Source organism: Saccharothrix sp. NPDC042600 (genome assembly GCF_040647305.1).
GTDB lineage: Bacteria > Actinomycetota > Actinomycetes > Mycobacteriales > Pseudonocardiaceae > Actinosynnema > Actinosynnema mutabilis.
Genome location: NZ_JBEZBW010000021.1, coordinates 73,317 through 99,723 on the forward strand (window position 1 = coordinate 73,317; position 26,407 = coordinate 99,723).

A 26,407-nucleotide genomic window follows, 5' to 3' on the forward strand; every position below is an offset into this window, starting at 1 on the left:
CGCCGGCCGCTAGGAGGTGACGGTGAGGCCTTCGGGTTCCTTGCCGACCGTGACGGTGTCGACGATCTTCCCGGTCACGGCGTCGATGACGGACATCGTGTCGGCCTTGGCGTTGGTGACGAAGACGAAGCTGTCGTCGGGACTCGCCGCGGCACCCTCGGGTTGTCGCCCCACCGGCACCGCGGGGCCCGCCGGGGCACCTGAAGGGGTCAGGACGGACACCGTGTCGGCCAACGCGTTCGGCACGTGCACCCGTCCCCGGGGTGTGACGGCCACGCCGATCGGCGCCGGGCCGACGGCGGCGGTGCCGATGGGCTTGTCCTGGGCGGTGTCGATGATCGTCACCGTGTCCGAGCCGGTGTTGGCGACGTAGACCCGGGTGCCGTCGTCGGAGACGTCCACGCCCGCCGGGAAGCGGCCGACCGGGATGGTGGCGACCGGCTTGTTCGACTTGGTGTCGATGACGGTCACGCTCTGGCCGCCGTTGTTGGTCACGTAGACACGGCTCGCGTCCGGGCTCACCACGGGCGTGTGCGGGAACCGGCCGACCGGGACGGACGCGACCGGCTTGTTCGTGGCGACGTCCACCACGGTGACGGAGTCGGAGCCGAAGTTGGTCACGTAGGCGAACTTCGGGGTGGCGGCGACACCGAACGGGTTCCGGCCGACCGGCACGGTCGCCACCACCTTGTGCGCTCGCGCGTCGATCACCGACACGGTGCCGGCCTGCTCGTTGGTGACGTAGACCAGGTCACGGCCGGGCACCGCGCCGACCCCGACCGGCGAGTCCCCGACCGGGATGGTGGCCACCACCCGGCCGAACCGGGTGTCGTAGACGGTGACCGAGTCCGAGCCGCTGTTGGCCACGAACACCTGAACACGCGGCGGGTACCGGTCCGCCGAGGCCGGAACCGGTGTCACCAGGACCACGGCGAGCAACACGACAGTGCCTGTGCGAGCGAACGTGAACCGCCTGAAGGGGTGATGGGGCAACCGAGAGTAGAAGTGACGAACACGGAACAGTGAAAGCATCTTGCGTTCCCTCGTTGCGGTTCACTGGCACGGCCTAGTCACTGACGCTAACGGCCTAGTCGTCGGTGTCGCATCGTGAGCAGGCAGAAGGCCACGTTGGTGGCGCCTGTTTCCCGCGAACGTGGTGCGCTGGCCGGACGTGGTCGCTGTCCGACGTGTCGGTGGGTGCGGGATCGCACCCCACCGCTACGGCCAGTACCTCGCCGTCCACCACGCCGAACCCGTCGCGGTGGTGGTCCGCACGCCACACCAGGTCCGACGCATCGTCCGACATGTCGCCGAGCACCGCCTCCCGCACTGACGACCAGGACCGCGGAGGCCCGGCGGCGAGAAGCTGTCCGGTCAGTCGGGCGCGAGCAGCGCGTGGTCGAGCGAGTCGCGGACGGACAGGACCCGATCGGCCTGCGTGACAGCGAGCACCTTCCGGACGGAACTGTCGGGTCGGGCGGCCACGGCGAACTCCAGCCCGTGCTGGCGGGCACGCCGTTGGGCGTGGAACAGCAGCGTGATCCCGGCCGAGGCGCAGAAGAGCACCTGGTCCACGTCGGCCACCAACAGCACCGCACCGGCCGCGGCCGCCTCGGTCAGCGCTTCACCCACGCCGTGCTCGACCAGGGTGACGGTGGCGGCGTCCACCTCGCCCGCGACGTGCAGCACCACCACCTGTCCATCAGGCAGCGTCTCCACCCTCACTCGCACGCCCGGTCCGCTCGGTGCCACACCGGCATTGCAACACGACACGAGCGCGCCGACCATCCGAATCGGAACCGATCAGGCGGCGGTCGTCGTCGCGGCCGGTTGCCACTGAGTGCCAGGACTGCTCGGTGGAACGGGTTTCCCTGCCGCGCCAGTCCAGGCAGACGACCATCGCGTCGTCTTCTGGGCCCGAGGTGTGGCGGTGGCAGGCCAGTTCCTGGAGGATCGCGCGGGGCACCTGGGTGGCGGGGAGCAGGCGGGTGGCGTTGATGGCGCGGGCCAGGGCGCGTTCGCCGTACCGCTCGCCGCCGGCGGAGGCCACGTCGTAGACGCCGTCGCTGACGAGGACTAGGCACGGCCAGGTACACCGGCGGCAGCTAACCCGCGTCGACGGGGCAGGCTCGCCCTGCCCGTGCGGTTCAGCGAGCGTCATCCGGGCGAGGCCATGGCGCGGTGGGACGACCCTCTAGGCCGGAGCACGGCCGATCCACCAGGGATCGACCGTGCTCGTCGGCCCAGCCGGATCAGGCGAGGTCGAACCGGTCGAGCTCCATGACCTTGGTCCAGGCCGCGACGAAGTCGGTCACGAACTTCTCGCGGGCGTCGTGGCTGGCGTAGACCTCCGCGAGTGCGCGCAGCTGGGAGTTCGAGCCGAAGATGAGGTCGACCGCGGTGGCGGTCCACTTCAGCTCGTCGGTGGCCGCGTCGCGGATCTCGTACACGTGCTCCTCGGACTCCGAGACCTTCCACCGCGTGCCGGGCGAGAGCAGGTTGGCGAAGAAGTCGTTGGTGAGCACGCCGGGCCGGTCGGTGAGGACACCGTGCCGGGCGCCGCCGTGGTTGGCGCCGAGGGAGCGCAGCCCGCCGACGAGGACGGTCATCTCGGGCGCCGTCAGGTTGAGCATGTAGGCGCGGTCGACGAGCAGCACCTCCGGCTGGAGCTTCTCACCGGCACGCACGTAGTTGCGGAACCCGTCGGCGCGCGGTTCGAGGACCCGGAACGACTCGACGTCGGTCTGCTCCTGGCTGGCGTCGGTGCGGCCCGGGTGGAACGGCACGGTCACCTCGACGCCCGCGTCGCGCGCGGCCTTCTCGACGGCGGCCGAGCCGGCCAGCACGATCAGGTCGGCGAGGGAGATCTTCGCGCCGCCCGCGTCGTTGAAGTCCCGCCGGATGCCTTCGAGGACGTTCAGGACCTTCGCGAGCTGGTCGGGCTGGTTGACCTCCCAGTTGCGCTGGGGCTCCAGGCGGATCCGGGCGCCGTTGGCGCCGCCGCGCTTGTCGGTGGCGCGGAAGCTCGCGGCCGACGCCCAGGCGGTGGTGACCAGCTCGGCGGTCGTGAGACCGGAGTCGAGGACCTTGGCCTTGAGGGCGGCGATGTCGTCGTCGCCCACGAGTTCGTGGTCGACGGCCGGCACCGGGTCCTGCCACAGCTGCGCCTCGGGAACCCACGGCCCCAGGAAGCGGCTGACCGGGCCCATGTCGCGGTGCAGCAGCTTGTACCAGGCCTTGGCGAAGGCCAGGGCGAACTCGTCGGGGTTCTCCAGGAAGCGGCGGGAGATCTTCTCGTACGCCGGGTCCACGCGCAGCGACAGGTCCGTCGTGAGCATGGTCGGCTTGTGCTTCTTGGCCGGGTCGTGGGCGTCCGGGATGATCGCCTCGGCGTCCTTGGCGACCCACTGCTTGGCGCCGCCGGGGCTGGTGGTGAGTTCCCACTCGTAGCCGAAGAGGATCTCGAAGAAGCGGTTGCTCCACTGCGTCGGCTTGTCGGTCCACGTCACCTCAAGACCGCTGGTGATCGTGTCGGCGCCCTTGCCGCTGCCGTAGGTGCTCAGCCAGCCCAGGCCCTGCGCCTCCAGCGGGGCGCCCTCGGGCTCCGCGCCCACGTGGCCGTCGGCGACCCCGGCGCCGTGGGTCTTGCCGAAGGTGTGGCCGCCGGCGATGAGGGCGACGGTCTCCTCGTCGTTCATCGCCATCCGGCCGAAGGTCTCACGGATGAAGTGGGCCGCCGCCAGCGGGTCCGCGTTGCCGCGCGGCCCTTCGGGGTTGACGTAGATGAGGCCCATCTCGGTCGCGCCGACCTCGGGGGCCATCTCCGTCTCGCTGACGTAGCGCTCGTCACCCAGCCAGGCGTCTTCCGGGCCCCAGAAGATCTCCTCGGGCTCCCAGACGTCCTCGCGGCCGAAACCGAAGCCGAAGGTCTTGAAGCCCATCGACTCCAGGGCGACGTTGCCGGCGAGCACGAGCAGGTCGGCCCACGAGATCTTCTGGCCGTACTTCTGCTTGACCGGCCACAGCAACCGACGCGCCTTGTCCAGGTTGGCGTTGTCGGGCCAGCTGTTGAGCGGCGCGAAGCGCTGACCACCGTCACCCGCCCCGCCGCGGCCGTCGTGGATGCGGTAGGTGCCCGCGGCGTGCCAGCTCATCCGGATCATCAGGCCGCCGTAGTGGCCGAAGTCGGCAGGCCACCAGTCCTGCGACGTCGTGAGCACCTCGGCGATGTCACGCTTGAGGGCCTCGACGTCGAGCTTGGCGAACTCCTTGGCGTAGCTGAAGTCCTCCCCGAGCGGGTTGGCCTTCGGCGAGTGGCTGTGCAGCACCGAGAGGTCCAGCTGGTTGGGCCACCAATCGCGGTTCGTGCGCGGACGGCCACCCGTCTTCGGGGTCGGCGAGTCGATCGCCGGGTTCTCGCTCTCGCTGCCGTGCGCGGTCACGGAGTCGTGCGCGACCGGGCAGCCGGCTGCGGCCTTCTGGTCCACGCCCTGAGCGCTCGGCTGGGGCGTTGCCTTGGGGTCGCTCATCTACTTCCTTCCAACAGGCGGTTCATCGGTGGTGTGTTCGGCCGCGCAGTCGGGGCAGGTGCCCCAAAAGACGACCTCCGCCTCGTCGACCACGAAGCCGTGGTCGTCGGAGGCGGTGAGGCAAGGCTTGTGGCCGACGGCGCAGTCGACGTCCGCGATGGCGCCGCAGGAGCGGCACACGACGTGGTGGTGGTTGTCCCCGACCCGGGATTCGTAGCGGGCGGTGACGCCGGCGGGCTCGATGCGCCGGACCAAGCCGGCGTTGGTCAACGCCCGTAGAACGTCGTAGACCGCCTGGTGGGACACCGTGGGGAGATCGACCCGTACCAAGGAGATCACCGTCTCGGTGTCGACGTGAGGGTGGTCGCGCAGCGCGGCGAGCACCGCCAACCGGGGTTTGGTCACGCGCAACGACACCGCCCGCAGCTGCGCCTCGAAGTCGGACGTCACAGGGCCATCTTAGAACTTATCTGGAATGAATCCAGATAACGTGTTTTAGACCACTGGGCACCCGGCACCGAGTTCGCGAGCAGGGCACCGTCGAGCCCGCAGAAGCCGGCTGCCGGCCTGCTCACCGCCCCGGCGGGCCGGATAGCACGGGGATCAAATCGCTTCCCGTTAGCGCGTCCGTTCTGGACACGTAGTGCATTGTGACCGGGCGCACGGTTTAACTCGGCGTGCTGATGGGCATGTGCGACGCCGGAGTTCGGTTGCAGAAGGGTGACCACGGCCAGGGCGGCGAGTGCGGTGAGGACGCCGGCTGTCCATGGGCGTCCTGGTGCCTCGTCTTCCTGGCCGTGGTCCTTGAGAACCACCTCCTGTCATGAACTGATGAGCATCGGCGGGAGGGAGGGTGCGGTGGTGCGCGCCGGTCGCCCCCGACAGCGGCGGTGCGCGTCGCAACCGCGGAAGGTGCGGTTTACGGAGTGGTCGTCAGCACCGCTCGATGCACCAGGCGTTGGTGATCATGCCTGCGCCCTGAAGGTAGGGGTGGGTGCTGAGGTTGGTGGTGCCGCGGCTGACCCAGATGTCGCGGAAGTTGGCGCCGTACCAGAAGTTCACGCGGATCTTGATGCTGTAGGCCGACCCGCAGTGGGTGTAGTACGAGTCCCACCGCACCCAGAAGCCGCAGTTGCGGTAGTCCGACGCGGACAGTTCGTTGAGGTCGACGTTCGGACCGTTGTGTGGGCCGTAGGGTCCGCCTTGGATCTGGGCGTCCGGTGCCGAGTGCGGCGGCTCCGTTGCGTGTGGCCGGGACTGGATCTGCGTCTCGGTGGAGGTGTCGGATCCGGCCGGTGCCATCTGGGCGTTGGCGTTGCCGGTTCCCAGCGCCAACGCCAGGCCGAGTGTGATCGCGAGTGTGGCGAGCACGCGCGCGATGATCGAACGGTTCAACTGGTTCCCCTGACTTGTGTGTGTGTTGGGTGCCGTGCCGCCGTCCTGCCTCAGGGGGGAGGAGGTTCGGGCGACGGCACGGCCGCCGGTCGCGGGTGCGGCCGGACGTCGTGGGCGGCTCCGTGCGAGTGGGCCGCGGTGGCGGGTCATGTGCCTGTCGTGTGGACGGCGTCGGCCCAGAAGGCGCGCCATGGTCCGCAGGACGTGGCGCCGACCGGTGGTATGTGGCCGGTGACGCGTGCCTGCTGACGGGTAGGGCGGTGCCCGTCGCGAGCCTGTCGCTCGCCGAGGTCGGCGATGGCGCCGGTCAGCTGGAAGCGCTGGCCGCTGCCGAGCACCAAGGACACGCAACCCGGCGGGTGCGCGGTCCAGTCGATCAAGCCGGATACCGTGATCGGGTCGCCGCGGGCCTGCGGTGGCGGTACGACCACTGAGGTGGCGGCATGCGGATCGGTCGCCGCGGTGCTTGGCGGTCCCTGTGGTGGAGCCGCCGGTTCCTGACTGTTGTCAGTTGCAGGGCCGCAGCCAGGCGCAGCGCAGAGAGTGCCGGCGGCGAACAGAACCGCGAGCACGCGGTCGGTTGCCCGGTTCACGTCTGTGCCCCGAACGGTGACCGGTAGCCGCGGGCCAGCCTCCCTCCGTCCTCGTCCAGCGGAGAAGGGCGGCGCAGCAAGGCCAGCGGCGGCCGTGCGTGGCGAAGGGCGACGGTGTGCACCACGGTGGCGGCGAGGATCAGCGAGTTCGGCTCCCGCATGCGCGGCATGAGCGCTTCGAGGATCGAATAGCCGCGCTGACGCTCGAAGCCCGCGCCGAGGACCCAGATCCGCGTCGCCGTCGGCTGGGCCCGCAGTACCGCGTAGATCTCGCCGGTGCGGGCGATGTGGCCAAGCGCCCATCGACCACACCGGTCGAGCTCGGGGCCGGCGGCGAGGTCGTCGTCGTCACCGTCGCGGCGCCACTGGGATCCGAAGGCCTCGACTCCGTCGATGGCGGGTACGGCCAGCCGGGTCGTGGTCGCACGCCGTGGGTCGACCGCCAGGAACTCGTCCTCGTTCAGGACCAGCACGTGGGCTGGTACCTCGGGGGACCGCTTCCACCCTTCGGCGGCGTCGTGCAGCGGGCCGCGGGGGACATCGAGAGCCGTGATCCAGCCTCGCAGCCGCTCCAGGTCCGTCTGGTCGTTCTGGGCCACGGTCACCGCTGTCAGGTGGTCGTCGGCGGCCAGCGCGAGCTCGTCGTGACGGCCGCTGCGCCGCGCCGTGGCCATGCGTTGTTCGGCGTCCTCGACGCGGTCGAGGCCGAGCGCGATCGACCGGCGCATCGCCGCCTCCAGGCGCAGCAGGTCGTTGGCGGGGTCCGGCGTCAACGTCACGAAGTCCCGCAGCAGACGGTCGGCGATCGCCTGCGGCACGTCGTCCACGCGGTGGCCCAGCTGCAACCACAGGCGATCGTCACCGTGACGCCAGCGTGCGCGCAGTTCCGATGGCATGACTTCCCCCCAACAACCGAGTCGCTGATTCGACAAAGCTCCTGACCTGACCATTCACGGCGCCCGTCCCCCAGGCGCAGTGAAATCGTCGGACAGTGTTCGCCAATGTTATTCCGCTTTCCGGAACATGTGGCGAGGCGTTGCGTTAAGACGATTGCACACGACCTCCGGATCTGTCACGAAATTGCTTGCTGTTTCGACGACTAGCGCGCTTGAGCTGGGCGTACACACTTGCCGGAGTTTCTCCCGGCGGAACGAGTTCCAACCCCTGAAACGCTCCGCTGTGCTCCCGTGGCGGCGACTTGTTTCAATGTGCGGAACTATGCTGGTTCCGATGCGTGGAATCCTTTGCGGCAAGGTGTTCGTGCGCTATGTTGCTCATGCGAAAGCCGCGTCCCCCTCCGGCTGCGAAACGTTCGTCCATGTCACATGCAGGGGGTTGTCCGTGTTTTGTTTCAGCGTCCGTGCCGAGGGCGAGCGTGCGCCGGCGGGGGAGCGGCGGCCAGTGTGGGTCGCGCGATTCGGTCGGCTGATCGCCGGCGGCGTCCTGATGGGTGCCGCGATCGCTGCTGTGGTGCGTGCTCGCGCCGGGATGCTGCCGTTGGACGTGTTGCACGCCGCCGTCAGCCACCACACGGGGTGGACGATGGGCGGGGCGTTCATCGCGACGCAGGCGACGCTGTTGGTCGCCCACGCGGCTTGGGGGATCCGCCCCGGTGTCGGGACGGTTGTCGCGGCAGTGCTGCCCGCGTTCGTGTGCGACTGGGTCCTGGCATCGACCAGCCCGCCCGTGTCGGGGTGGTGGCGGGCCGTGCTGCTGGTCGTGGGCGGGGGAGCGTTCGCCCTCGGCGTCGCTCTCTACCTCAGCGCAGGCCTCGGAGCGCTACCTCGCGACGGGCTGATGGCCGAGCTGCGCCGCCGCCGCCCGTGGCTTCGGCCGCGCACCATCCGCGTCGTCGCCGACCTCGCGTGTCTTGCGACCGGGTGGTTGCTGCTGGGCCTGGCCGACGCGGTCACCACCGGCGTCGTGGGCATCGGCTCAGTGCTGCTGTCGGTCGCCCTCGGCCCGATGATCGAACGCCTCGGCACGCTCCTCGGTCGCTCCAAGCGTCATCTCACTTCAGACCACCTCGTACGGCGTGCCGAGTTCGACGCCACGCAACCCGCTGGGGCGATGGTGCCGCAGGCCGACCGCATGGCGGCACTGCGCGCGCTCGTCGAAGATGCCGATGAGCCCGCTCTGTCACTGTGGCCTGCGCTGTTGTCACGCCCGCCGGTGTCCACAGTGGTCGGCCCCGCAGAACCCGCGGCGATGAGCCTCGAATCCTTCCTGGACTTCGCGCGACGCAACGGCGCCCCCATCATCTACGGCACCTACGTCGACGACGGTCCCGCAGACGAACTCGTGCCACTACACCAAGGTCTTGTCCTGCAGTACCCAGTCCCCGGCGGGGTCGTGCACTGCTGGAACGCCGTCCGTGACACACGGCCCCGACAACACGGCAGGCCCGCCCGCCGTGCCGTCGACCCTGTGGCACCACCAGTGGAGGCGCCCGGCGGCCCTACAGGCGCCGTGACCGCGCTGAACCAGCTCACCTACCTGCGGCTCGCCCGCTGACGCGTCCGGCGTCAGCTCACCACACCCGAACTCGAGGGGGATCACCGATGAGAAAGCGCCTGTCCAGGGTCGCCCTGCTGTTGTGCGCTACCACGACCGCCGCCGCCTGCACCGGCGGCACACCCGAGTCAACACCATCCGGCTCGGCGCAGACTTCTGCCCACTCCGAGACCAGCGCGGCCATGAAGGCCATCCCGGAGAAGCTCCGGCCCACCGCGGAGGCGTTCGCCCGCTACCGCAAGATCGACGCCTGCGGACTGCACGACCCGGACGCCGCCGCAGCCGCGTCCGGAGACGGCAGCAAAGGCGACCGGATCATGCCCGAGAAGGACGGCTTCAACCACTGCACGCTCAGGCTGGCGAAGTCGGAGTTCAGCACCACCTGGACGATCTACCTGACCGTCGCCGACGAATTCGACGCCAGCCGTCGCCGCCAAGCCGCACCAGAACAGGTCGCGGGCATGGACATCCTGTTCCAGGAGGAAGGGCAGCCACTGCCCGCCTGCACGGTCGTCCGCCCTCTGGATGAAACCTACGCGATCGTGCTCGACGTCAAGCCCGACGACCGCTCCAACCCGGTGCGCCCGCCGTGCGACTTCGCCCGCGACTACCTCACCCGCATGGCCGAAACCTGGAAGAACCCGCCGCAACGGGGATCCGGCCGGACCGCCCCGGAGTTGCCGCTGGCGTTGCGGGACCCGTGCGACGCGGTCGCCGCCATCACCGACGACATGGGGCAGGGCGCACAGATCACCCCGCGAGAGCCCTACAAGTGCACCATCCAACCCGGAGCTCCCAAACACAAGGGCACCAAGACCGGGGTCGCCGAAACGACCGTCGTGCTCGGTGCCGACCAGACCCCGGAAGACCTCGCCAAGACCCTGCCCGACAAGTACAAGACCAGCCAAATCAGCGGGTTCACCGTCGTCTCCGGCGTTCTCGCGGGCACCTGCCGCAACTACGCGATCTGGGACGCCGCCACCACGATCATCGACGACAACCGCGACGACGACCCGGTGCCGTACGTCCAAGTCGTCCGCATCGACACCCCGGACTGCGACAGCGGACGAACCCTGGTCGAGAAGATCCTGACCAAGGTGGGCAAGCCGTGACCCGCACCCGCATCACGGCCGGCGCACTCACCCTGGCCGCGATCACAGCACTGACCGGCTGCACCACCACAGTCGGCGGCACCGCCCGACCCGGGAACACCCAGTCCGCGGCATCCGGACCAACCGTCTGCGACCGCAGCGCCGACCCCCAGACCTGCACCGAATGGCGACACACCGAACCCGCCACAGGCGAAGCACTGTTCCAGACGTGGGCCACCGACGAAACCACGTCCACCCACATGCTGTGCAGCGCGCTGGCAACGCAGCAGTGGGACCAGTGGCTCGGAACGGGGCACTACCGCTACATCGCCGACAAGACCTGGTGCCAACTGTCCTCCGCTGACAACCAGATCGTCGTCAAGCTCGGCCTCTTCGGGGCCTCGCCCCTTTCGGAGTACGCCACCAAGTTCCGGTCCAACCCCAGCATCGCCAAGTACGTCAAGGACCTCCGCCTCGCAGGCGTACCCGCGATCGTGTCCAACATCGCCATTGACGAGGACGGCAAAGGCCAAGAACGCGACCAACTCATCCTCGCCCCACACGGCGACGCCAACCGCCCCGGCGTGCTGCTGGTGACCCTGGAACTGCACCCGCCCCGCGGCAAGCCCAACGACGCACCCGTCGACCGCACCAAGCTCGGCTTCCGCGAACCACTGGTCCAAGCCCTGCTCGGCGCGCTCTTCCCGCGCTGACCAGCCCGACATCACCGGAGAGACCCGTGTCCAGCACCATCACGCGACGACTGCTGCTCGCACTCGCCACCACAACGACGCTCGCCGCCTGCACCTCCACCGTGACCGGCACACCCACACCACAAAAGGCCACGCACAGCTCGAACACCCAGACTCCCGCCACCACGGCGCCGTCCAGCGGTACAAGCCAGACACCCGGCAGCGGCAGGTCCATCACCCTCGGGGACCTGGACAAGCGAGTCGACGCCGCCGCCGTCGGCGCACCGTTCGACCCCTGCGCCGTCGGCTGGCAAGCCTTCCCCGAAGCAGTACGACCCACCAAGCCGGAAGCCAAACCCGTCCTGCGTCCACCCCGCGACAACGACCCTTTCGCCACGTCCTGCCGCTACGACAACGGAGACACCGTCACCGTCGAGTACGACGCCAACGGAAAGCCCACGACCAACACCGGCAAGGACTTCATCGTCATCGTCGCCTGGGCAAAACCCGAGCAGAACTCGGCCGACCCCAACGATTTCACCGGCTCCAAGCCCGCAACCTACGCCGGTAAACCCGGCCTGCTCAAACCCGGCACGGACAGCAAGGGCAACGCGATGTGCACGGCCATCGTCCAACTGGCCAACGGCGTCGCCGGGGTCTCGCTCACCAACGGCCGCTTCACACACATCGACAGCTGCACCATCGCCACAACCGTCGCCAACCACATCGCCTCGACCACGCCGTGAACGACCAGCAACCCGCGATCGGGTGCCTGTCCGGAGACGTCACGGTGATCCCCGCCCAGGCACCGCCTGTCACGGTGCAATCCACGTCGCCTTCCAAGGCGGTCACCACCGCACGGCCACAGCCCCACGCTGTCACCCGCTCGCGTGGCCTGCGGATGACGGCGGCGGTTGCCGCACTCACCGCCGTCATCCTCATCATTCGCGACACCGATGGCCCCAGCGCCAAGCACGAGGACTCGGTGACGGTAGCGACTACGGTGACCGTCTCCGCCATGGTGCCGCCTCCAACGGTGACCGCCACCGCCGACCCGTCCGCCGTCGCTCCGAATAGACCCAGCGACGATCAACTGGACACGTTGCCACTCGCCCTGATCGGCAACTCGCTCGCCGACGCCCCACCCGACCCCGACCCCACCGGCGACCCCGGCACCGAAGTCTTACACCCGACCAGCACCATCCCGGTGTACGACGCACCCGGCGGCACCGCCTTCACCCGCCTGCCACCGCTACAAGTCTTCACCCGCACGCGGGTACCGGTGATCGCCCGGCAACCCGGCTGGGCCCAGATCCTGCTCCCCACGAGACCAACACCCGACGGCATCGCCGCCAGCGGCTGGATCTACCTCGACCCCGCCATCGAACTCACACACAGCACCCGACGACTCGACCTCGACTACGACACCGGCACGGCAACGCTAGTCGCCCCCATAGCCCGCGCCGCAACGAAGACCCCAACTACGCACACCGGCACCCGGCCAGCCAACCGCACATTCATCGCCATCAGCGCCTACGACATCCCCGGCGCCTGGCTGGCCAGACTATGGCTGCAACTCACCACGACCCAACCACGCATCTGCACCACCTCGCCAAGCACCTTCACCGCGCCGGGACTTCCACCAGAATCTCCACTCGGCCGCCACGACGCCGACGGCTGCGTCACCCTCCCCGCAGCTCTCACCCCGGCCATCACGAAAGTCCAAGCCGGAACACTCATCCTCCCGCGATGAAAGCCACCAGACCGATCGGAACAGCACGATGCACGCCACTCCGACGACCACGACCGCACGGTGCAAAGCCCTGATCGACACCCTGAACTTCCCGCACCCGTTCAGTCTCAACAACTTCGTAGCCGAATTAGCAGAGCAGCGAGGACGGCCGATCAAGCTCATCACGAGACGGCAGATGGCAGCTCCACTCAGCGGAATGCTGATCAGCACCCGCGACCTCGACGTCATCTACCTGCCCCACACCATCTCTCCACTTCACGCGCAACACACCGTGATGCACGAGATCGGCCACCTACTGTTCAACCACCACAACACCGACCCCGCCGCGGCAACCGCTACCGAAGCACTGCGGCGGCTAGCGCCAACGCTGACACCGTCGCTCGTACGCCGCATCCTCGGCCGCACAGCGTTTGCCTCCCCGCACGAACGCGAAGCCGAGCTGTTCGCCTCACTCGCACTCGCCCATGTCACAGCCAAACACCCTCGCGATCGCACCCTCACCGCATCCGAGAGGCGAAGCCTCGACTGGCTCTGGCGACGGATGGTCACAGCAGTACCGCACGTGCGCGTGACTGACATCGAAAACGGCCGGCTCGCCGGTGTGGAACGTGCGCACTACCAGCTCTACCGACGCGTCATCGAAATCCATGACGCCCAGTTCACCCTGCGCGCTCGCGCTTCACCCGAAACTCCGAACTGGACCGGCGCGATCGCCCAGGAGCTGAACCGCGATCCAGCATCGGCGAACATCTACGCGGAAGTCGCCGACTTAGGCGCCACACCGGACGCCGACCGCGCTGGCCGCCGCCACCCTCCCGGAGTCGAGCCCATCCCGCTCCAACACTCGCCGACCGCGCCGAACCTGCTCTCGGAGGCGCGCCAGGTGGCCGCCATCGGCGCTGCACTCCGCAACCGGGAAGCACGATAGGGCGGACCGCGGGGCGATCTTGTTCTCCAGCCATGTGATCACGGCCTGCGCGGTGTCCAGCCCGGTTTCGGCGGTGAGCAGGACCGTGGCCATTCCTTGCGGAGCGCCGGCCGTCCGCGCAGCGGTGCGGGGTGCCACAGGTCAGTGGTTGGCGTTGCGTTGTCGGTTGCACGAGGCGGTGTCGGGGTCGGCGCCGGTGTCCGCCTGGCGGTCGGTGTACCCGGTGCCGTGCCAGTCCAGGCAGAGCACGGTCGCGTCGTCCTGGAGGCGGTCGCGGCAGGCGTCGCGCACCGCCCCGGTCAGCGCGCGTACGACCTCGCGGGGGTGCAGGTCGGCGGTGGCGCGGAGCAGCGCGGGCAGGTCCGCGCTGGCGGCGTTGCGCTCGACCATGCCGTCGGTGAGCAGCACCAGCCGGTCACCGGGGCACAGGTCCAGCCGCTGCACCCGGTAGACGCGCTCGGCGGAGACGCCGAAGAGCAAGTCGACCTCCAGCTTCAGCTGCTCGACCGCGCCATCGCGCAGCCGCAGCGGCGCGGGGTGACCGGCGTTGACCAGCTCGATCCCTTCCCCGCCCAGATCGACGCGCAGCAGCAGCCCGGTCGCCAGCGCGCCTCGACCGTGGTCGAGCAGCGCCTGGTTGGCCCGCTGGGCCTGTTCGGCCAGGTCACACCCGGCTCGACGGGCTCCGCGCAGGGCGCCGACCAGGAGGGTGGCGGTCAGGGCGGAGTCCACGTGGTGGCCGACGGCGTCGGTGACCGACAGGTGCAGCGTCTCCCGGTCCAGGGCGTAGTCGTAGGTGTCGCCGCCGATCTCGTCGGCGGGCACCAGCGCGCCGGCCACGGTGAACCGGGCCGCCTCGCAGCACGACGCCGAGGGCAGCAGTTGGTGCTGGATCTCCGCGGCCAGGCTCATCGGCGTGGTGCGGCGGCCGACGTGGTAGAGGTCGGTGAAGCGGCGATCGGTGACCATGATGTAGGCCAGCGCGTGCGCGGCCTCGCCCAACTGCGCCAGCGTCTCCTCGTCCAGGGTGGGCACGGTCAGCTCCAGCACGCCCACGCAGTCGCCGCGGTTGGTCACCGGCAGCACCACCCGCACCCCGTCGTCGCCCCGCTCCCGCCACGGCCGCTGGGTGCGCAGCACCTCCTCGTAGGCGCTGCCCCGCAGGCCGACCCGCTCCCGGTCGCACCCGTCCCGCCCGGTGGAGGTCAACCGCACCACCTGCTCGCCGACGAGGTCGACCAACAGGAAGGACACCTCGACGGCGCCGAAGCGCTTCTCCAGGTTCCGCGCGACGACCTCGACCGACTCCATCGGCGGCGCGCTCTCCGCCGCCGCCAGCAGATCACCCAACCCGACCCCGTCACCGTCCACGACCACCTCCCGCGTCCTGCCGGAGGTCTACCCGAAGCGACGGCGAACATCACCACGCCGATCGACGGCAGCGGAGGGTCGTCCGAGGCGCTCGCGACGGCCGAACCAAGTAGTGTTACGCGACGTGACAAGGCGTGCCCCCATCAGCACTGCTCCACTACCGGACCGCAGCTCGCTGCGGCTGATCCAGAGATCACTGGTCACCGCCAGTGATCGCGGACAGCGCGCGGGCTGAGAGCGCGATGACGGTCGGAGACGTCACGTCGGACAGTTCCGATCTACCGGACCTGGTCGACGACCTGGGCGTGGTGGCGTGGGAAGCGGACGTCGCCACGCGGCGCTTCACCTTCGTTTCCCGCTACGCCGAGGTGCTGCTCGGCTACCCCCTCGACCGCTGGTTCGACGGCTTGGACAGCCTGACGGAGCTGGTCGAGCCGGTCGATCGCGAGGAGGTCCTGCGCGCGTGGCGCGCCGGCGTCGCCCAGGACTACTTCGAGGTGGAGTTCCGCGTCGTCGCCGCGGACGGGCGGACGATGTGGCTGCGCTGCCGGGGGAAGGTCGTGTGCGACGACCGCGGTCGCCCCGTGCGGGCGCGCGGGATGCTGGCCGACGTCACCCGGCGCCGGGACGCCGAGCAGCACGACCGCTTCCTCGCCGACCTGGAGCAGCGGTTGCAGCGGTTGGGCGACGCTGAGCAGGTCATGGCGGTGGTGACCCGGCTGTTGCGGGAGCACCTGGCCGCGGATCGGTGCGCCTACGCCCGCGTGGAAGCCGACGAGGACCACTTCGTGATGAGCGGCGACCACGCCACCGGCCTGCCGTCGCTGCGCGGGAGGTTCGCGATGTCTGCGTTCGGCGAGGACGCCCTGCGGACCATGCGGGCGGGACGGCCGTGGATCGTGGCCGACGCCGCGCACGACCCGAGGTTGACCGGCGATGACCGCGACACCTACCAGCGGACCGGCATCCGCGCGGTGGTGACGGTGCCGCTGCTGCGCGACGGGCGGTTCGTCGCCGGTCTGGCGGTGCACCAGGCATCGGTGCGCCACTGGACGCCCTCCGAGGTCGAGTTGGTCTCGGTCGTGGTCGGCCGGTGTTGGGAGTCGCTGCAGCGGGTGCACGCCGACCGCGCCCTGCGCGAGAGCGAGCAGCGGCACCGGCTGCTGGTCGAGCAGGCCACCGACGCCATCTGGATCCTCGACCGCGACTCCCGGTTCGTCGAGGTCAACCCCGCCGCGTGCGCGTTGCTCGGCCGCACCCGCGACGAGCTGCTCGGCACGAGCGTCACCGACGTCGTGGTGTCCGGTCGGGACCCCGGTGCGCCGGGGCAGGACGCCCATCCGGCCGTCGGACGGGTGATCACCGAGGTGTGGCAGGTGCGGCGCGGCGACGGGACCGTGATCGCCCTGGAACTGAGCATCCAGACCACCCCGACCGGGACGCAGGCCATCGGCCGCGACGTCACCGAGCGGCAGCGCGCCGAGGCCGAACGCGAGGCGTTGCTGCGGCGCGAACACGAGATCGCCGAGGCGCTGCAACGCAGCCTGCTGCCCGGCGAGCTGCCCTCGCTGGACCGGCTGGCGATCGCGGCCCGCTACCTGCCCGCGTCGACGTACGCGCAGATCGGCGGTGACTGGTACGACGTGCTGGAACTCGACGCGGCGGCGGTGGCGCTGTGCGTGGGCGACGTCGTGGGCAAGGGCCCGTCGGCGGCGGCGGTGATGGGACAGCTGCGCACCGCACTCGCCGGTTACCTGCTCGACGGCCACTCCCCGGCCGCAGCGCTGGAGCGCCTGGACCTGTTCTCCCGGCGGGTCAACGGCGCCACCGGCAGCACCTGCGTCTGCCTGGTCTTCGACCGCGCCACCGGAGCGCTGCGCTGGTCGGCGGCCGGCCACCCACCTCCCCTCGTCGTCGACGCGGGGACCGCGCGGTCGCTCACCGGCGGCGGGGGAGCGGTGCTGGGCGCGGCGGGACGTCCGCGCTACGTCGAGCACTCCGCCGCCCTGCCGGTGGGTGCGTCGGTCGTGCTCTACACCGATGGCCTGGTGGAACGCCACGACACCACGGTGGACGAAGGCCTGGCCCGCTTGCTCGCCGTCGCCGGCGACGTGAGCGGCGCGGCGCCGCACGCCTTGGCCGACGCCGTCACCGACGCCCTGCTCGCCGACGGTCAGAGCGACGACGTGGCACTCGTCATCGCCCGGCACCTGCCCGCCCCGCTGCGCACCACGCTGCCCGCGCAACCGGCCTCGCTGGCCGTCATGCGCCGGGAGGTCGCCGCGTGGGCGAGTGCCGCGGGGTTGTCCGCGGACCTGCTGGGCGACCTGCAGCTGGCCTTGGGCGAGGCGGCGGCCAACGTCGTGGACCACGCCTACGGGCCGGGAACCGGCAGCCTGGAGTACGAGCTGGCCGCCAGGGACGCCGGCGTGCACGTCATCGTGCGCGACCACGGCCGGTGGCGACCGGTGCCCGCCGACCCCGGCCACCGCGGGCGCGGCATGCAGATCATCCGGGCACTGGCCGAGGAGGTCGCCTTCGACCAGCGCGAGGACGGCACCACCGTCGACTTCCACCTCGCGCCGGAAACCGGCGCCCCGCCCCCACCCGCGTCCGCGGCGCCGATCGAGGGGGAGGGCGCGCGCCTGCCGGCCGATGACCAAGGCGGCAGCACCGTCCGCGTGCGGTTGGTCGGCGAGCTGGACACCGCCACCGTGGAGCGGTTGCGCGCATCCGTGCTGCACAAGGTCGGCGACGCCGATGACCGCGTGGTCGAGGTCGACCTCACCGAGGTGACCTACCTCAGCAGCTCCGGCATCGCGCTACTGCTCGACGCCGCCGCAGCCGTCCACACCGGCCACACGCTGACCGTCCTGGTGACCGAAGGCTCCGCCCCCGACCGCGTCCTGTCCCTGTCCGGACTGCACGGATTGGATCCGGCCGGGCCACTCGTGGTCCGGCGGACCTGACGACCGCCGGCTGGTGGCAGCGCCGGACCGGTGTTTCGCAGACGGCGGGCAGGTCAGCGTCAACGGAGTCACACGCTGGGCTGATCTCGTCCCCTTCAGGAGGGTTCAGCGCGCCGTGAGGGGGAAGACTCGGGATCGGCGACGAGAACGGGGGCGGCACATGACCGACGACCAGTACACCCGGCAGGACCCGCGGCACCAGTACCCGCGGCCCGAGCAGCAGCGGGGCAGTGAGCAGCAGCACCCCGGCACGGACGAGGAGATGGCTCCGACGCCCGACCACGGCGAGCGGACCTACCGGGGCAGCGGCAGGCTGGTGGACACCAAGGCCGTCATCACCGGCGGCGACTCCGGCATCGGGCGCGCGGTGGCGGTGGCGTTCGCCCGTGAAGGGGCCGACGTCGTGCTGTCCTACCTGCCGGAGGAGCAGGAGGACGCCGAGGAGACCGCCGAGCTGGTGCGTCAGGCCGACCGGCAGGCGGTGCTCGTCCCCGGCGACCTGCGCACCGAGGACGCCTGCCGGGAACTGGTCGACCGGGCGGTGGGCGAGCTGGGGCGCATCGACGTCCTGGTCAACAACGCCGCCTACCAGATGTCCCAGGACGACGGGCTGCTCGGCATCTCCAGCGAGCAGTTCGACCGGGTGTTCAAGACCAACATCTACGCGATGTTCTGGCTGTGCAAAGCCGCCGTCCCGCACATGCGGCCAGGCGCGTCGATCATCAACACCTCCTCCATCCAGGCTTTCCAGCCGTCACCCGAACTGATGGACTACGCCGCCACCAAGGCCGCGATCGTGAACTTCACCAAGGCGCTGTCGGCGGACCTGGTCGACAAGGGCATCCGCGTCAACTCGGTCGCCCCCGGCCCCGTGTGGACCCCGCTGATCCCGGCCACCATGCCCGCCGAAAAGGTGGACAGCTTCGGCGGCCAAACCCCACTGGGCCGCGCCGCCCAACCCGCCGAACTGGGCCCGGTGTACGTCTTCTTCGCCTCCCAGGAGTCCAGTTACGTCACGGGGGAGGTCCTAGGCGTGACCGGCGGCCAGCTCCTGACCTGAGTCACCGACCGGCGTCAGCGGAGGCCGTTCCCAAGTCTCTCCACGGACTTGAGTCAACCCGGCTCATGTCGGGAACAATGTCACGCTCAACTTCGTCTTGTGAGGGACGCGCGCCGCCGAGAGGCGCACGTCCGTTTACTGCTCCGCCGCCTACGACCACGTGTGCAGCCCACTGGCCAGCCGGAGGGCCACTTCCGCTCGCAAAGAAGGCGCTTTTTGACCTGCCCTTTACCCGGCGAGTGGTCCCTCTCGGTTTGCATCCGTGTTGTCTTGGGTTCGACCGTCTGCGCCCCGCCGTCCATGTCGTCGGTGTCGAACGATCTCGGCCAGGGCGACGGGGGTTGGACCGTAGGAACGGATCTCCTGACACGACGGTGACCGCATGCCGCGTCTCCCCGCGTCTTGGTGATCTTGTTAACCAATCTTGTCGATTCTCATTTGTATGGCAGCGAATCGGGCACTGTGTTTGCCGACCGGTAGACGGCCCGAGTTTGCGGTTCGGTGTCGTGAGCGTCGTGCTGGTGGATGTTGCCGACTGACTGCGTTGGCGCGAGACCCGCTCTCGGGTGTTGCTTTTTGATTGATTCTGTGATGGATGGGCGACCTGCTGGTCGTCGAACGAGGGGCGGTTGACCACGGCGCGGCTTGCAGGGCTGATGTTCTGGTCTAGGTCCACGTGGCGAAACGTGCCGGATCCGGTGAAACCGGACCTCGTGCGGTCACGGCGACGATCATCGGAACGGGGGAGAAGGAGTTGGTCGACCTCACTGTCGACGCCGGTGCGCAGGATGCTGGCAGTGCAACCGCGATCACCGCGACCAACGCACACCCGTTCCGGGCGGCGAGTACGAACCGATGGGTCGCGGTAAGGGATCTCGCGCCTGGTGATCACCTCGTGTCGGCCGACGGAACCCAGTACCCGGTCCTGAAGGTCGAGAGGCGTACGACGACCAAGGTTTACAACTTCACAGTCGCTGGAATCCATACGTATCTCGTCGTCGTAGGCGTGGCATCGCTTCTCGTTCACAACTGCGGCGCGCCTACGCAGGTTGACGCCGAACTGGCGAGAAGTCGCGCACGAGGAGCTATCAGACTGTGCAAAACGACCCGCTAGGCAGGGACTGGGTCGGGCACTTCTCCGGATGACGGAGCAGGAGGCGTGGGAAGCTGGCCGGGCGTGTGGAAGATGGCCCGCGACAAGGCGAAGGGGCAGCGGTTCGCGCTCGTCGTCGGCGGCGGAGTGGTCCTGGCGGTCGCCGGGGCCACCGGCCTGACCCCGGTCGGGGACCGGATCGCGCTGGAGGGGGTGCTGCCCGAGGGGCACCCGCTGCGCGAGGCGTGGCTGGGTCGCCCGGACCCGGTGGAGACCGGGTCGCAGAACCCGGTCGCCTACCGCGAGCTGCCCGAGGAACGCCGGTTCGTCTACGGCCGTGCGCCTGCGGCTGCGGGCAGGAGGTCGACCGGGATCTCGTGCCCGGCCACGAGATCCGCGCCTCATTGCGCGGGTCAACACCCACTTCGACGGCTCGGTGCTGAGGATGTGCACCTGGATTGACGGCGTCATGGGCACCGCGGCGGCCCGGGCGAAGGACGCGCCGACCCCGACCGGCGACGCGCGCCCGGACGCGGTGGCCGCCACGGACCCGGAGCGGGGCGAGCGGCCGTCGGGGCCGGGTGGCCGGCGAGTGCCCCGGATGGTGATGATCGGGACGTCGGTGTCGTCGCCGTTGGTGAGTCGTTCCGTCCGGTACGGCCATCGTGTCGACTTCGACGGGGAGGCGGTGGGCGCCACCTCGTCCTCGACGAGGCGATGCCAGGTGCCGTGTCTGCCGTTGACGGGCTGATGGCCGTCGGTGATCCTCCAGCCGGCGGGCCAGATTGAGCGCTGCGCCGGATGTCGCGCGGTCGCCGCAGGTGAACCAGGCGTTCCCGGTGAACGTCGCCTTGCCGAACTGGGCGTGCCCGGTGAACGTCGCCTTGTCGAACGGGGCGTGGCGCGGTTGGCAGTGGTCGAATTGGAGGTCGATGAGAGTGGCGCCGGTGAGGTTGAGGTCGGTGTCGGGCCAGAAGGTCTGGTCCGGGTGGCGGGGGTCGGGGCCGGGGCGTAGGTGGTGGGCGAGGATGTGTTGGGCGGTGAGGCGGACCTCGCGTTCCTGGACGCGTTGGTCGTGGAGGGTGCGGGTGGGTTCGTCGGCGTCGTCCGCAGGCGGGTCGCCGGGCAGGGTGTAGGGCATGCGCAGGTAGGAGCACAGCACGTTGACCACGGTCTGACGCTGGTGGGGGTTGTCCTGGGCGAGGCGTTCCAGGGCGTAGAGCCCGGCCAGGCGGACCGGTGCCTTGTCCGAGCCGAGTTGTTCGGAGGCCTTGGTGTAGAGCTCGGTGACCCGGCGGTCGGCGGCGTCCTTCTCCGAGGCCTCGGCGACCCGCTCGGCGTGCGCCCGGTTGACCTCGGCGACCTGTTCGGCGTGGATCTGGACGCGTTCGCGCTGGGTCAACTCCAGTTCCTGGGTGCGTTGGCGGCGGGCCGCGAGGTACAGGGCGAACAGGCCGCCGCCGCCCACCGCGATGCCCGAGGCGGTCTTGACCGCGTCCATCTGCGCGGCGGCCTTCCGGTCCGGGTCGGCCAGGGCCAGGCCGTCGATCCACCGCCACAGCACCAGCAGCGTCAGCCCGGCCGCGGCCAGCACCACCACGGCGACCACCGGCACCGTCCACCGCGGCAGCGGCGGCCGGGGCGGACGGGGGGACGGGTCGGGTAACGGGGGAGTGGTCGCGTCGCTCACCACGCCATGATCCGGCCTCCGGGCGACCGCCCGGAACGACACGGCGGACCTGAGGTCCGGGTACCGGCCGACCGGACGCCGCTACACGGCGACCGGGCGAAGGGCGTGCCGAGGCCGACGGTCGCGCAGGGCGGCGACGAAGCTGGCGCGGGCCGCGGTGGCCGGCACCGGGCGTGGGCGTCTGTGAGCACCGGCCGGTGCGGCCGTGACGGCCTGGTGCCGACCGGACGATCCGGCCCGCCGGCACCAGGCCGTGTCGTGCGGTGAACGGTCCCCGCGCCAACAGGGAGCCGTTCGTCCCCTGATGCCCAGGCTGAGGCCACAGCTCGCTCAAGGGAGTCGACCCGTTCCCCGCAAGAGGCGCGTGTTACGAGATCGACCTGTCCGAGGGTAACGCGGCCACAGCGTGCACACGAGGCGAGACATCCTCGGTTGAACTCTTTTGGACGGCTTCTAGCTGCGGTTATGCGTTCCACAAGCACCGACGTCAGCCAGGGCGGATGGTCACTGCATCAATTCTTGGACGCTGTTGGACGGTTTTCGACCCTTTCGACTCCCGGGCGGTCGTCATTTTTCACCCGCACAATTCCGTGGTGTCGGGGATTGTCGTTACAGTTGTAGGTGATCCGGCGGGCAGCGCCAACTGCGCGGCGGAGAAGCAACATCAACTGGAGCTGAATCCCCAGTCCCGGGCTGAGGCCCCCGCGGCCGCCGGCACCCCCACGGGTGCCGGCGGCGCTGTACCGAGGGAGTTCGACGATGAAGCGACGGATGACGCAGACCTGCGGCCGGTCGGCCGCAGGCGCACCGCGCCGGGGATGCGCCGCGGCCGGCCGGTCGGTGACCGGCGCCGAGGTGGCGCTGGTGACGGTGGTGCTGGTGTTCGCTGCGTGGCTCCTGGCCACGCGCCACACCCCGGCGTCGGCGGGCGGGTTCGCGCTCGCCGTGGTGGCCGCGGTGATCGTGGTCTCCCGGGGCCGGCTCCCGCGGCTGAGCGGTGTGGTGACCAGGCTCGCCGCGCTCCCGGCCACGGCGTGAGGCGGCGGCGATGACCACCGCCGTCGCGACGTTGGACGGGGAACGTCACCCCGTGGACGAGTTCCACCGGTTGGTGGGCAGGGTGCTGTCGGTGAACCAGGTGCGCGCCACGGGCGCGTTCCTGGGCGCCTTGGACAAGCGCCTCCTGCTGACCTGGGAGTTCTACGCCACCATGCTGTTCGAGTTGGACACCACGGTCGAGGAACGACTCGCGATCCGCTCGGCCTGGGTCCAGGCGCAGGCCGAGCAGCTGCCCCACGAACCGCCGAAGTTCACAGCGGAACGGCGGAGGCGGAAGGCCTTGGCCGGGCAGGCGATGATCCCGTCCTTCGAGATGGGGTCAAGGGCCGGTGCGGCTGCCGCCTTTGTGCCGCCTGCAGGCCGGGAGCCTGCGGGCAAAGACGAGTCGGATCTTCCCGGCCTTCAGCCGATGCTGGACTCGGAGTTGCAGGCCACGACGGCCGAGGGGTTCGTGCGCCTGCTGGGCGACATCCGGCGACGCTCGGGGCTGTCGGTGCCGAAGTGGGCCCAGCGCGCGGGCGTGCCGCGAAGCCAGGCGTACTCGCTGCTGCGCCGGACGACCCTGCCCAGCAAACCGGAACAGGTGCAGGCCCTGGTCGTCGCGGCGGGCCTGCCGGCCCACCAGGTCCAGCGGGTCATGCGGCTGTGGAACGAACTGCACCAGCGACGCAGCGACCCGTTCGCCACCAACGACAGGCGCGGTAAGTGGTCCGGCCCGACACACGAGGGTTTCGGGCTGGTCGAGTGGAAAACTCGAGAGTGCCCGGAGGCTGGCCGGCCTGCCACGAACGTGTTCGTCTTTCCCCATCACCCCGACCTTGTCGGGCCGGACGGCGCGACCGCCGATCTGAGGCTGCCCGCCGTGCCGGTGTCGGAGGAGAGCCTTACCAGACTGTGGCTGCAAGTTTTCGTCGGCAGATCACCGGCCCGGCGCACGAGCACCTTCTCCCGTCAAAGGGCACGACGGCACCTGAGGAACAGCAGGAGTAGCAACTGACGGCTGGACCCAGATTGCCCGGAGTCGGCGGGCCCGGCTGGGGCAGGTACCTACGCGCCGCCCTTGCGCGAGCCGGGATCGTCGATCATCAGCACCAGTGTCGTCGAGCGGCGCAGGGTGGCGCGCCGAGGTCGGGCGCGCCGGTATGGACGGTCACGGCCGCCGCGCTGCGGTCGGGGGCGTCCTCCCACACCGGATCGAGCCGGTCCCACTGGAGCCGCAGCCACCTGCCGCCCGGGGCCGGACCGAGGTGTGCGGTCGGATGGTCGCCGAACTGGCCGCCGGCTGGGCGGCCAGTTCGCGCGCGAGCCGGGGATCGTGGGTGCCCAGCACGTGGTAGCCCCACGCCTGGTCGAGGTGTCGGAGTCGCCGGTATCGCACCAGAGGTGCACCCGTACCCGGCTCAGGTGGTGAACGGGGCCGTCGGGCCGGCGGATCGCGGGCAGTCTGGCGGTCACGGCTGGATGGTGCCAGCCTGGCGTTCATCCAGCCGGTCCGCACGCTCGATGAAGCAACTTATCTCACCATAAAACGACATTCCAAATCGTCGCACCTTCGTGCATCTCGTGGCAATCCCACCGCCAAAGGGTTGTCCGGATGTTGTTGACACTGTAGTCGACGTTGTTATTTCCAGAGCACATCCAAATGGTTCGATAAAAGGGTTTACCACCATTGACGAGTCCCGCATTAGCATAGCAGTGCGTTTCCCAAGAACCTACGCCGAGTGGGTCGAAACGGATTTTGAAGAAATCATCCCTTCCGGCGCACGGGACATGATTTGCAAGAGTTGAGATCTCGCCCGCCGAATGTGCGGGCTGAACTTTCCCGACAGCACCAGCGGTGATCAGGCTAGACAGGATGCTTGCTACCACCAGCATGAACACGATAATTGGACGTACGACCAACTTTCGCACGCAGAACAAGCTGACCTCCAAGGCTAGGTGATCACCTAGTGTGCAATTCAATTTTGTTTCAGGCCTGCCCTTGACGCAGCAAAGCTTACGAGTACTGCAATTATGCTACGTAAAACCAAGTTATCGAGTTGGCGCGCAATGGTCAACAGCGTCGCCACAGACGCCTGTTGATCCGAGGTACTCTACACGAACGCCTCAGCTTGCATGTACGCTCCGTGGACGTACCTTAGCCCATCAGGGCGATATGGCGCTCAATCAGTCCAGACATTCCGCAGCAGGTGTGCGGAAAACAACGTGAACAGGATTGGAGCTGGTCATCTGATTGAGTGCGGTGTCGCGCCAGTGGGCTATACACCGCAGGTCAGGTGCATTGTGGGCGGCGGCCGAAGCGGGCGGCTCAGGGCCGGCCAGCGACACCGACACCCTCACCCCGGGCTGCGACACGGGCACCGGTCAATCACACCATGTCCCGACCGCGATGGCGGTGCGGGAGGCCGGTTCACCACGGGACTGGCACGCGTCGAGGTCCTCTGCGGCCGGGCCTGCGGCTAGTCGTACTCCTCGGCCACGTTCTCGCGGATGCGTGCTAGGGCGCGGTGCTGGGCGATGCGGATGGCGCCGGGGGTGGAGCCGACGGCTTCGGCGGTCTCCTCCGCGGACAAGCCGACCACCACGCGCAGAAGCAGGATTTCCCGCTACTTCTCCGGTGGCACCCCCAGTAGGGTGGCCATCTGTCGGGACAGTTCACCGCCCAGGACGAGCGATTCGGGGTCGTGGTCCTGGCTGCGGGTGTCGGGTATCTGCGGCACGGGTTCGGTCGGGTCGTCGGCCGCGGCTCGGCGGGCTTGGGCGACCTTGTGGGCGCGATCCCGTAGACGAAGGCGAGCAGGGGCTGTTCCCGGTCGCGGAACTGGGGGAGCGCGGCTATCACGGCGAGCAGGACTTCCTGCGTGACGTCGTCGGCGGAGGAACCGAACGTCGCGTCGGAGGGCAGGCGTGCCTTGCAGTACCGGTAGACCAGCGGGCCAGACGCCTGTTCAGCGTGTCCATGTGGACGGGGCTCGCCATCACGGCGGAGACCAGATCGCGGTCGGTCATCACGACGGTGGAGCGGGGTGGGGGTGTCGTCGTCGTCCTCGATGGTCGGTGCGATTTCGCGCTCGATGAGGCCGTCCTCGACGGCGCGCCGGTAGAGGTCGATCTTCGTGCGGGCGGTGCGTCACCCCATCGCAAGCTAGGCTAGTGCTGCTGCGACGACGAGGTTAACCCGACTTTCCGAAAGTGGCGAACATTTCAGAGGTCGAAACACAACTGTCAGTGCCGTCTCACGGGTTCCAAGGTTCCCGCGATCCTTCAGTCGAAGGCGGAACAAGGTTCCACGCACTGAGTGGCTGTTTGTGAACTACCTCTGTGGGGCGAGTCGGCGGGTGGTGGTGCGGATCATGGCCCAGCGGACCATGGCCTCGTGGTGGCGTGGGAGGCGTTCGTAGTCGCGGGCGCAGCGTCGGTGTGAGGTGATCCAGGCCAGGGTGCGTTCGACCACCCATCGACGCGGCAGCACTCTGAACAATGATCCGCGTGGGCGTGTGACCACTTCGATGACCAGGTCAAGGGTGGTGCGGGCCCAGTCGGGGAAGGCTCCGTGGTAGCCGTTGTCGGCCCACAACAACGAGAGCCGGTCACCCGCGATGGCTCGGGCGCGGCGCAGCAGTGGGCGGGCGGCGCGTTTGTCGTGGATGTGGGCCGGGGTGACCAGCAC

At 69.4% G+C, this 26,407-nt stretch carries 25 protein-coding genes and 1 pseudogene; 14 read left to right on the plus strand and 12 right to left on the minus strand.

Features of this window, described 5'->3' with window-relative positions; genetic code table 11:
• Positions 1–9 precede the first annotated feature (9 nt).
• The 8 genes from AB0A74_RS16270 to AB0A74_RS16305 all read right to left on the minus strand — a co-directional run bounded on the left by AB0A74_RS16270 (position 10) and on the right by AB0A74_RS16305 (position 7,413).
• Entirely contained in the window at positions 10–942 is a 933-nt protein-coding gene (locus AB0A74_RS16270) for a YncE family protein (protein WP_358250091.1), read from the minus strand.
• A 432-nt stretch (positions 943–1,374) separates the two neighbouring features.
• On the minus strand, positions 1,375–1,719 hold the full coding sequence (locus AB0A74_RS16275; protein WP_358250093.1) for an STAS domain-containing protein: 345 nt from the start codon (positions 1,717–1,719) through the stop codon (positions 1,375–1,377).
• Positions 1,703–2,161, minus strand: coding sequence for a SpoIIE family protein phosphatase (locus AB0A74_RS16280; protein ID WP_358250095.1), 459 nt, complete (start codon positions 2,159–2,161; stop codon positions 1,703–1,705). The genes AB0A74_RS16275 and AB0A74_RS16280 overlap by 17 nt, the downstream gene beginning before the upstream one ends.
• A gap of 91 nt (positions 2,162–2,252) precedes the next feature.
• Positions 2,253–4,529 (minus strand): catalase/peroxidase HPI, encoded by a 2,277-nt coding sequence (gene katG / locus AB0A74_RS16285; protein WP_358250097.1) that lies wholly within the window; start codon positions 4,527–4,529, stop codon positions 2,253–2,255.
• Positions 4,530–4,979, minus strand: a complete 450-nt coding sequence (locus AB0A74_RS16290) for a Fur family transcriptional regulator (protein ID WP_358250099.1) — start codon at positions 4,977–4,979, stop codon at positions 4,530–4,532. It abuts the gene before it with no gap.
• Positions 4,980–5,462: 483 nt separating this feature from the next.
• Positions 5,463–5,924, minus strand: a complete 462-nt coding sequence (locus AB0A74_RS16295; protein ID WP_358250100.1) for a DUF6355 family natural product biosynthesis protein — start codon at positions 5,922–5,924, stop codon at positions 5,463–5,465.
• A gap of 146 nt (positions 5,925–6,070) precedes the next feature.
• Entirely contained in the window at positions 6,071–6,304 is a 234-nt protein-coding gene (locus AB0A74_RS16300; protein ID WP_358250102.1) for a hypothetical protein, read from the minus strand.
• 209 nt (positions 6,305–6,513) lie between these two features.
• Entirely contained in the window at positions 6,514–7,413 is a 900-nt protein-coding gene (locus tag AB0A74_RS16305) for a hypothetical protein (protein ID WP_358250104.1), read from the minus strand.
• A 322-nt stretch (positions 7,414–7,735) separates the two neighbouring features.
• Here AB0A74_RS16305 and AB0A74_RS16310 point away from each other — a divergent pair, with 322 nt between their 5' ends.
• The 6 genes from AB0A74_RS16310 to AB0A74_RS16335 all read left to right on the plus strand — a co-directional run bounded on the left by AB0A74_RS16310 (position 7,736) and on the right by AB0A74_RS16335 (position 13,495).
• The gene (locus AB0A74_RS16310) at positions 7,736–9,031 is read left to right on the plus strand and encodes a hypothetical protein (protein WP_358250106.1); all 1,296 of its coding nucleotides are present in this window, start codon (positions 7,736–7,738) and stop codon (positions 9,029–9,031) included.
• A 47-nt stretch (positions 9,032–9,078) separates the two neighbouring features.
• Positions 9,079–10,143: a DUF3558 family protein gene (locus AB0A74_RS16315; protein WP_358250108.1), complete on the plus strand. Its 1,065-nt coding sequence runs from the start codon at positions 9,079–9,081 to the stop codon at positions 10,141–10,143.
• A complete protein-coding gene (locus AB0A74_RS16320) occupies positions 10,140–10,835 on the plus strand; it encodes a hypothetical protein (RefSeq protein WP_358250110.1) in 696 nt (231 codons plus the stop codon). Before AB0A74_RS16315 ends, AB0A74_RS16320 begins: the two co-directional genes overlap by 4 nt.
• Before the next feature lie 26 nt (positions 10,836–10,861).
• Positions 10,862–11,560 (plus strand): DUF3558 family protein, encoded by a 699-nt coding sequence (locus tag AB0A74_RS16325; RefSeq protein ID WP_358250112.1) that lies wholly within the window; start codon positions 10,862–10,864, stop codon positions 11,558–11,560.
• On the plus strand, positions 11,557–12,567 hold the full coding sequence (locus tag AB0A74_RS16330) for a hypothetical protein (RefSeq protein ID WP_358250114.1): 1,011 nt from the start codon (positions 11,557–11,559) through the stop codon (positions 12,565–12,567). The genes AB0A74_RS16325 and AB0A74_RS16330 overlap by 4 nt, the downstream gene beginning before the upstream one ends.
• Positions 12,568–12,763: 196 nt before the next feature.
• Complete coding sequence (locus AB0A74_RS16335; RefSeq protein WP_358250116.1) at positions 12,764–13,495, plus strand: DUF6545 domain-containing protein; 732 nt, start codon at positions 12,764–12,766, stop codon at positions 13,493–13,495.
• Between the two features lie 141 nt (positions 13,496–13,636).
• On the opposite strand, the gene AB0A74_RS16340 is transcribed toward AB0A74_RS16335, so the two are convergent.
• Positions 13,637–14,866, minus strand: a complete 1,230-nt coding sequence (locus AB0A74_RS16340; RefSeq protein WP_358250118.1) for a PP2C family protein-serine/threonine phosphatase — start codon at positions 14,864–14,866, stop codon at positions 13,637–13,639.
• A gap of 242 nt (positions 14,867–15,108) precedes the next feature.
• On the opposite strand from AB0A74_RS16340, the gene AB0A74_RS16345 reads away from it, so the two are divergent.
• The 8 genes from AB0A74_RS16345 (at position 15,109) to AB0A74_RS16380 (ending at position 23,734) form a co-directional block, all read left to right on the plus strand.
• Positions 15,109–17,835: a SpoIIE family protein phosphatase gene (locus AB0A74_RS16345; RefSeq protein ID WP_358250120.1), complete on the plus strand. Its 2,727-nt coding sequence runs from the start codon at positions 15,109–15,111 to the stop codon at positions 17,833–17,835.
• A gap of 160 nt (positions 17,836–17,995) precedes the next feature.
• The gene (locus AB0A74_RS16350; RefSeq protein ID WP_358250121.1) at positions 17,996–18,895 is read left to right on the plus strand and encodes an SDR family oxidoreductase; all 900 of its coding nucleotides are present in this window, start codon (positions 17,996–17,998) and stop codon (positions 18,893–18,895) included.
• 676 nt (positions 18,896–19,571) lie between these two features.
• The gene (locus AB0A74_RS16355) at positions 19,572–20,009 is read left to right on the plus strand and encodes a polymorphic toxin-type HINT domain-containing protein (RefSeq protein WP_358250123.1); all 438 of its coding nucleotides are present in this window, start codon (positions 19,572–19,574) and stop codon (positions 20,007–20,009) included.
• 45 nt (positions 20,010–20,054) lie between these two features.
• Positions 20,055–20,450: a hypothetical protein gene (locus AB0A74_RS16360; protein ID WP_358250125.1), complete on the plus strand. Its 396-nt coding sequence runs from the start codon at positions 20,055–20,057 to the stop codon at positions 20,448–20,450.
• Positions 20,434–20,739: a hypothetical protein gene (locus AB0A74_RS16365; RefSeq protein WP_358250127.1), complete on the plus strand. Its 306-nt coding sequence runs from the start codon at positions 20,434–20,436 to the stop codon at positions 20,737–20,739. The genes AB0A74_RS16360 and AB0A74_RS16365 overlap by 17 nt, the downstream gene beginning before the upstream one ends.
• 267 nt (positions 20,740–21,006) lie before the next feature.
• Positions 21,007–21,654, plus strand: a complete 648-nt coding sequence (locus AB0A74_RS16370) for a hypothetical protein (RefSeq protein ID WP_358250129.1) — start codon at positions 21,007–21,009, stop codon at positions 21,652–21,654.
• A 783-nt stretch (positions 21,655–22,437) separates the two neighbouring features.
• Positions 22,438–22,716: a hypothetical protein gene (locus AB0A74_RS16375; RefSeq protein ID WP_358250130.1), complete on the plus strand. Its 279-nt coding sequence runs from the start codon at positions 22,438–22,440 to the stop codon at positions 22,714–22,716.
• Between the two features lie 10 nt (positions 22,717–22,726).
• Positions 22,727–23,734, plus strand: coding sequence for a hypothetical protein (locus AB0A74_RS16380; RefSeq protein ID WP_358250132.1), 1,008 nt, complete (start codon positions 22,727–22,729; stop codon positions 23,732–23,734).
• Between the two features lie 521 nt (positions 23,735–24,255).
• Here AB0A74_RS16380 and AB0A74_RS16385 read toward each other — a convergent pair.
• The 3 genes and pseudogenes from AB0A74_RS16385 to AB0A74_RS16395 form a co-directional block, all read right to left on the minus strand.
• The gene (locus AB0A74_RS16385) at positions 24,256–24,648 is read right to left on the minus strand and encodes a hypothetical protein (RefSeq protein WP_358250134.1); all 393 of its coding nucleotides are present in this window, start codon (positions 24,646–24,648) and stop codon (positions 24,256–24,258) included.
• Between the two features lie 548 nt (positions 24,649–25,196).
• Positions 25,197–25,672: pseudogene (locus AB0A74_RS16390) on the minus strand (sigma-70 family RNA polymerase sigma factor); the annotation flags it as partial.
• A 378-nt stretch (positions 25,673–26,050) separates the two neighbouring features.
• A partial coding sequence (locus tag AB0A74_RS16395) for a transposase (protein ID WP_358250136.1) occupies positions 26,051–26,407 on the minus strand: 357 nt, incomplete at its 5' end.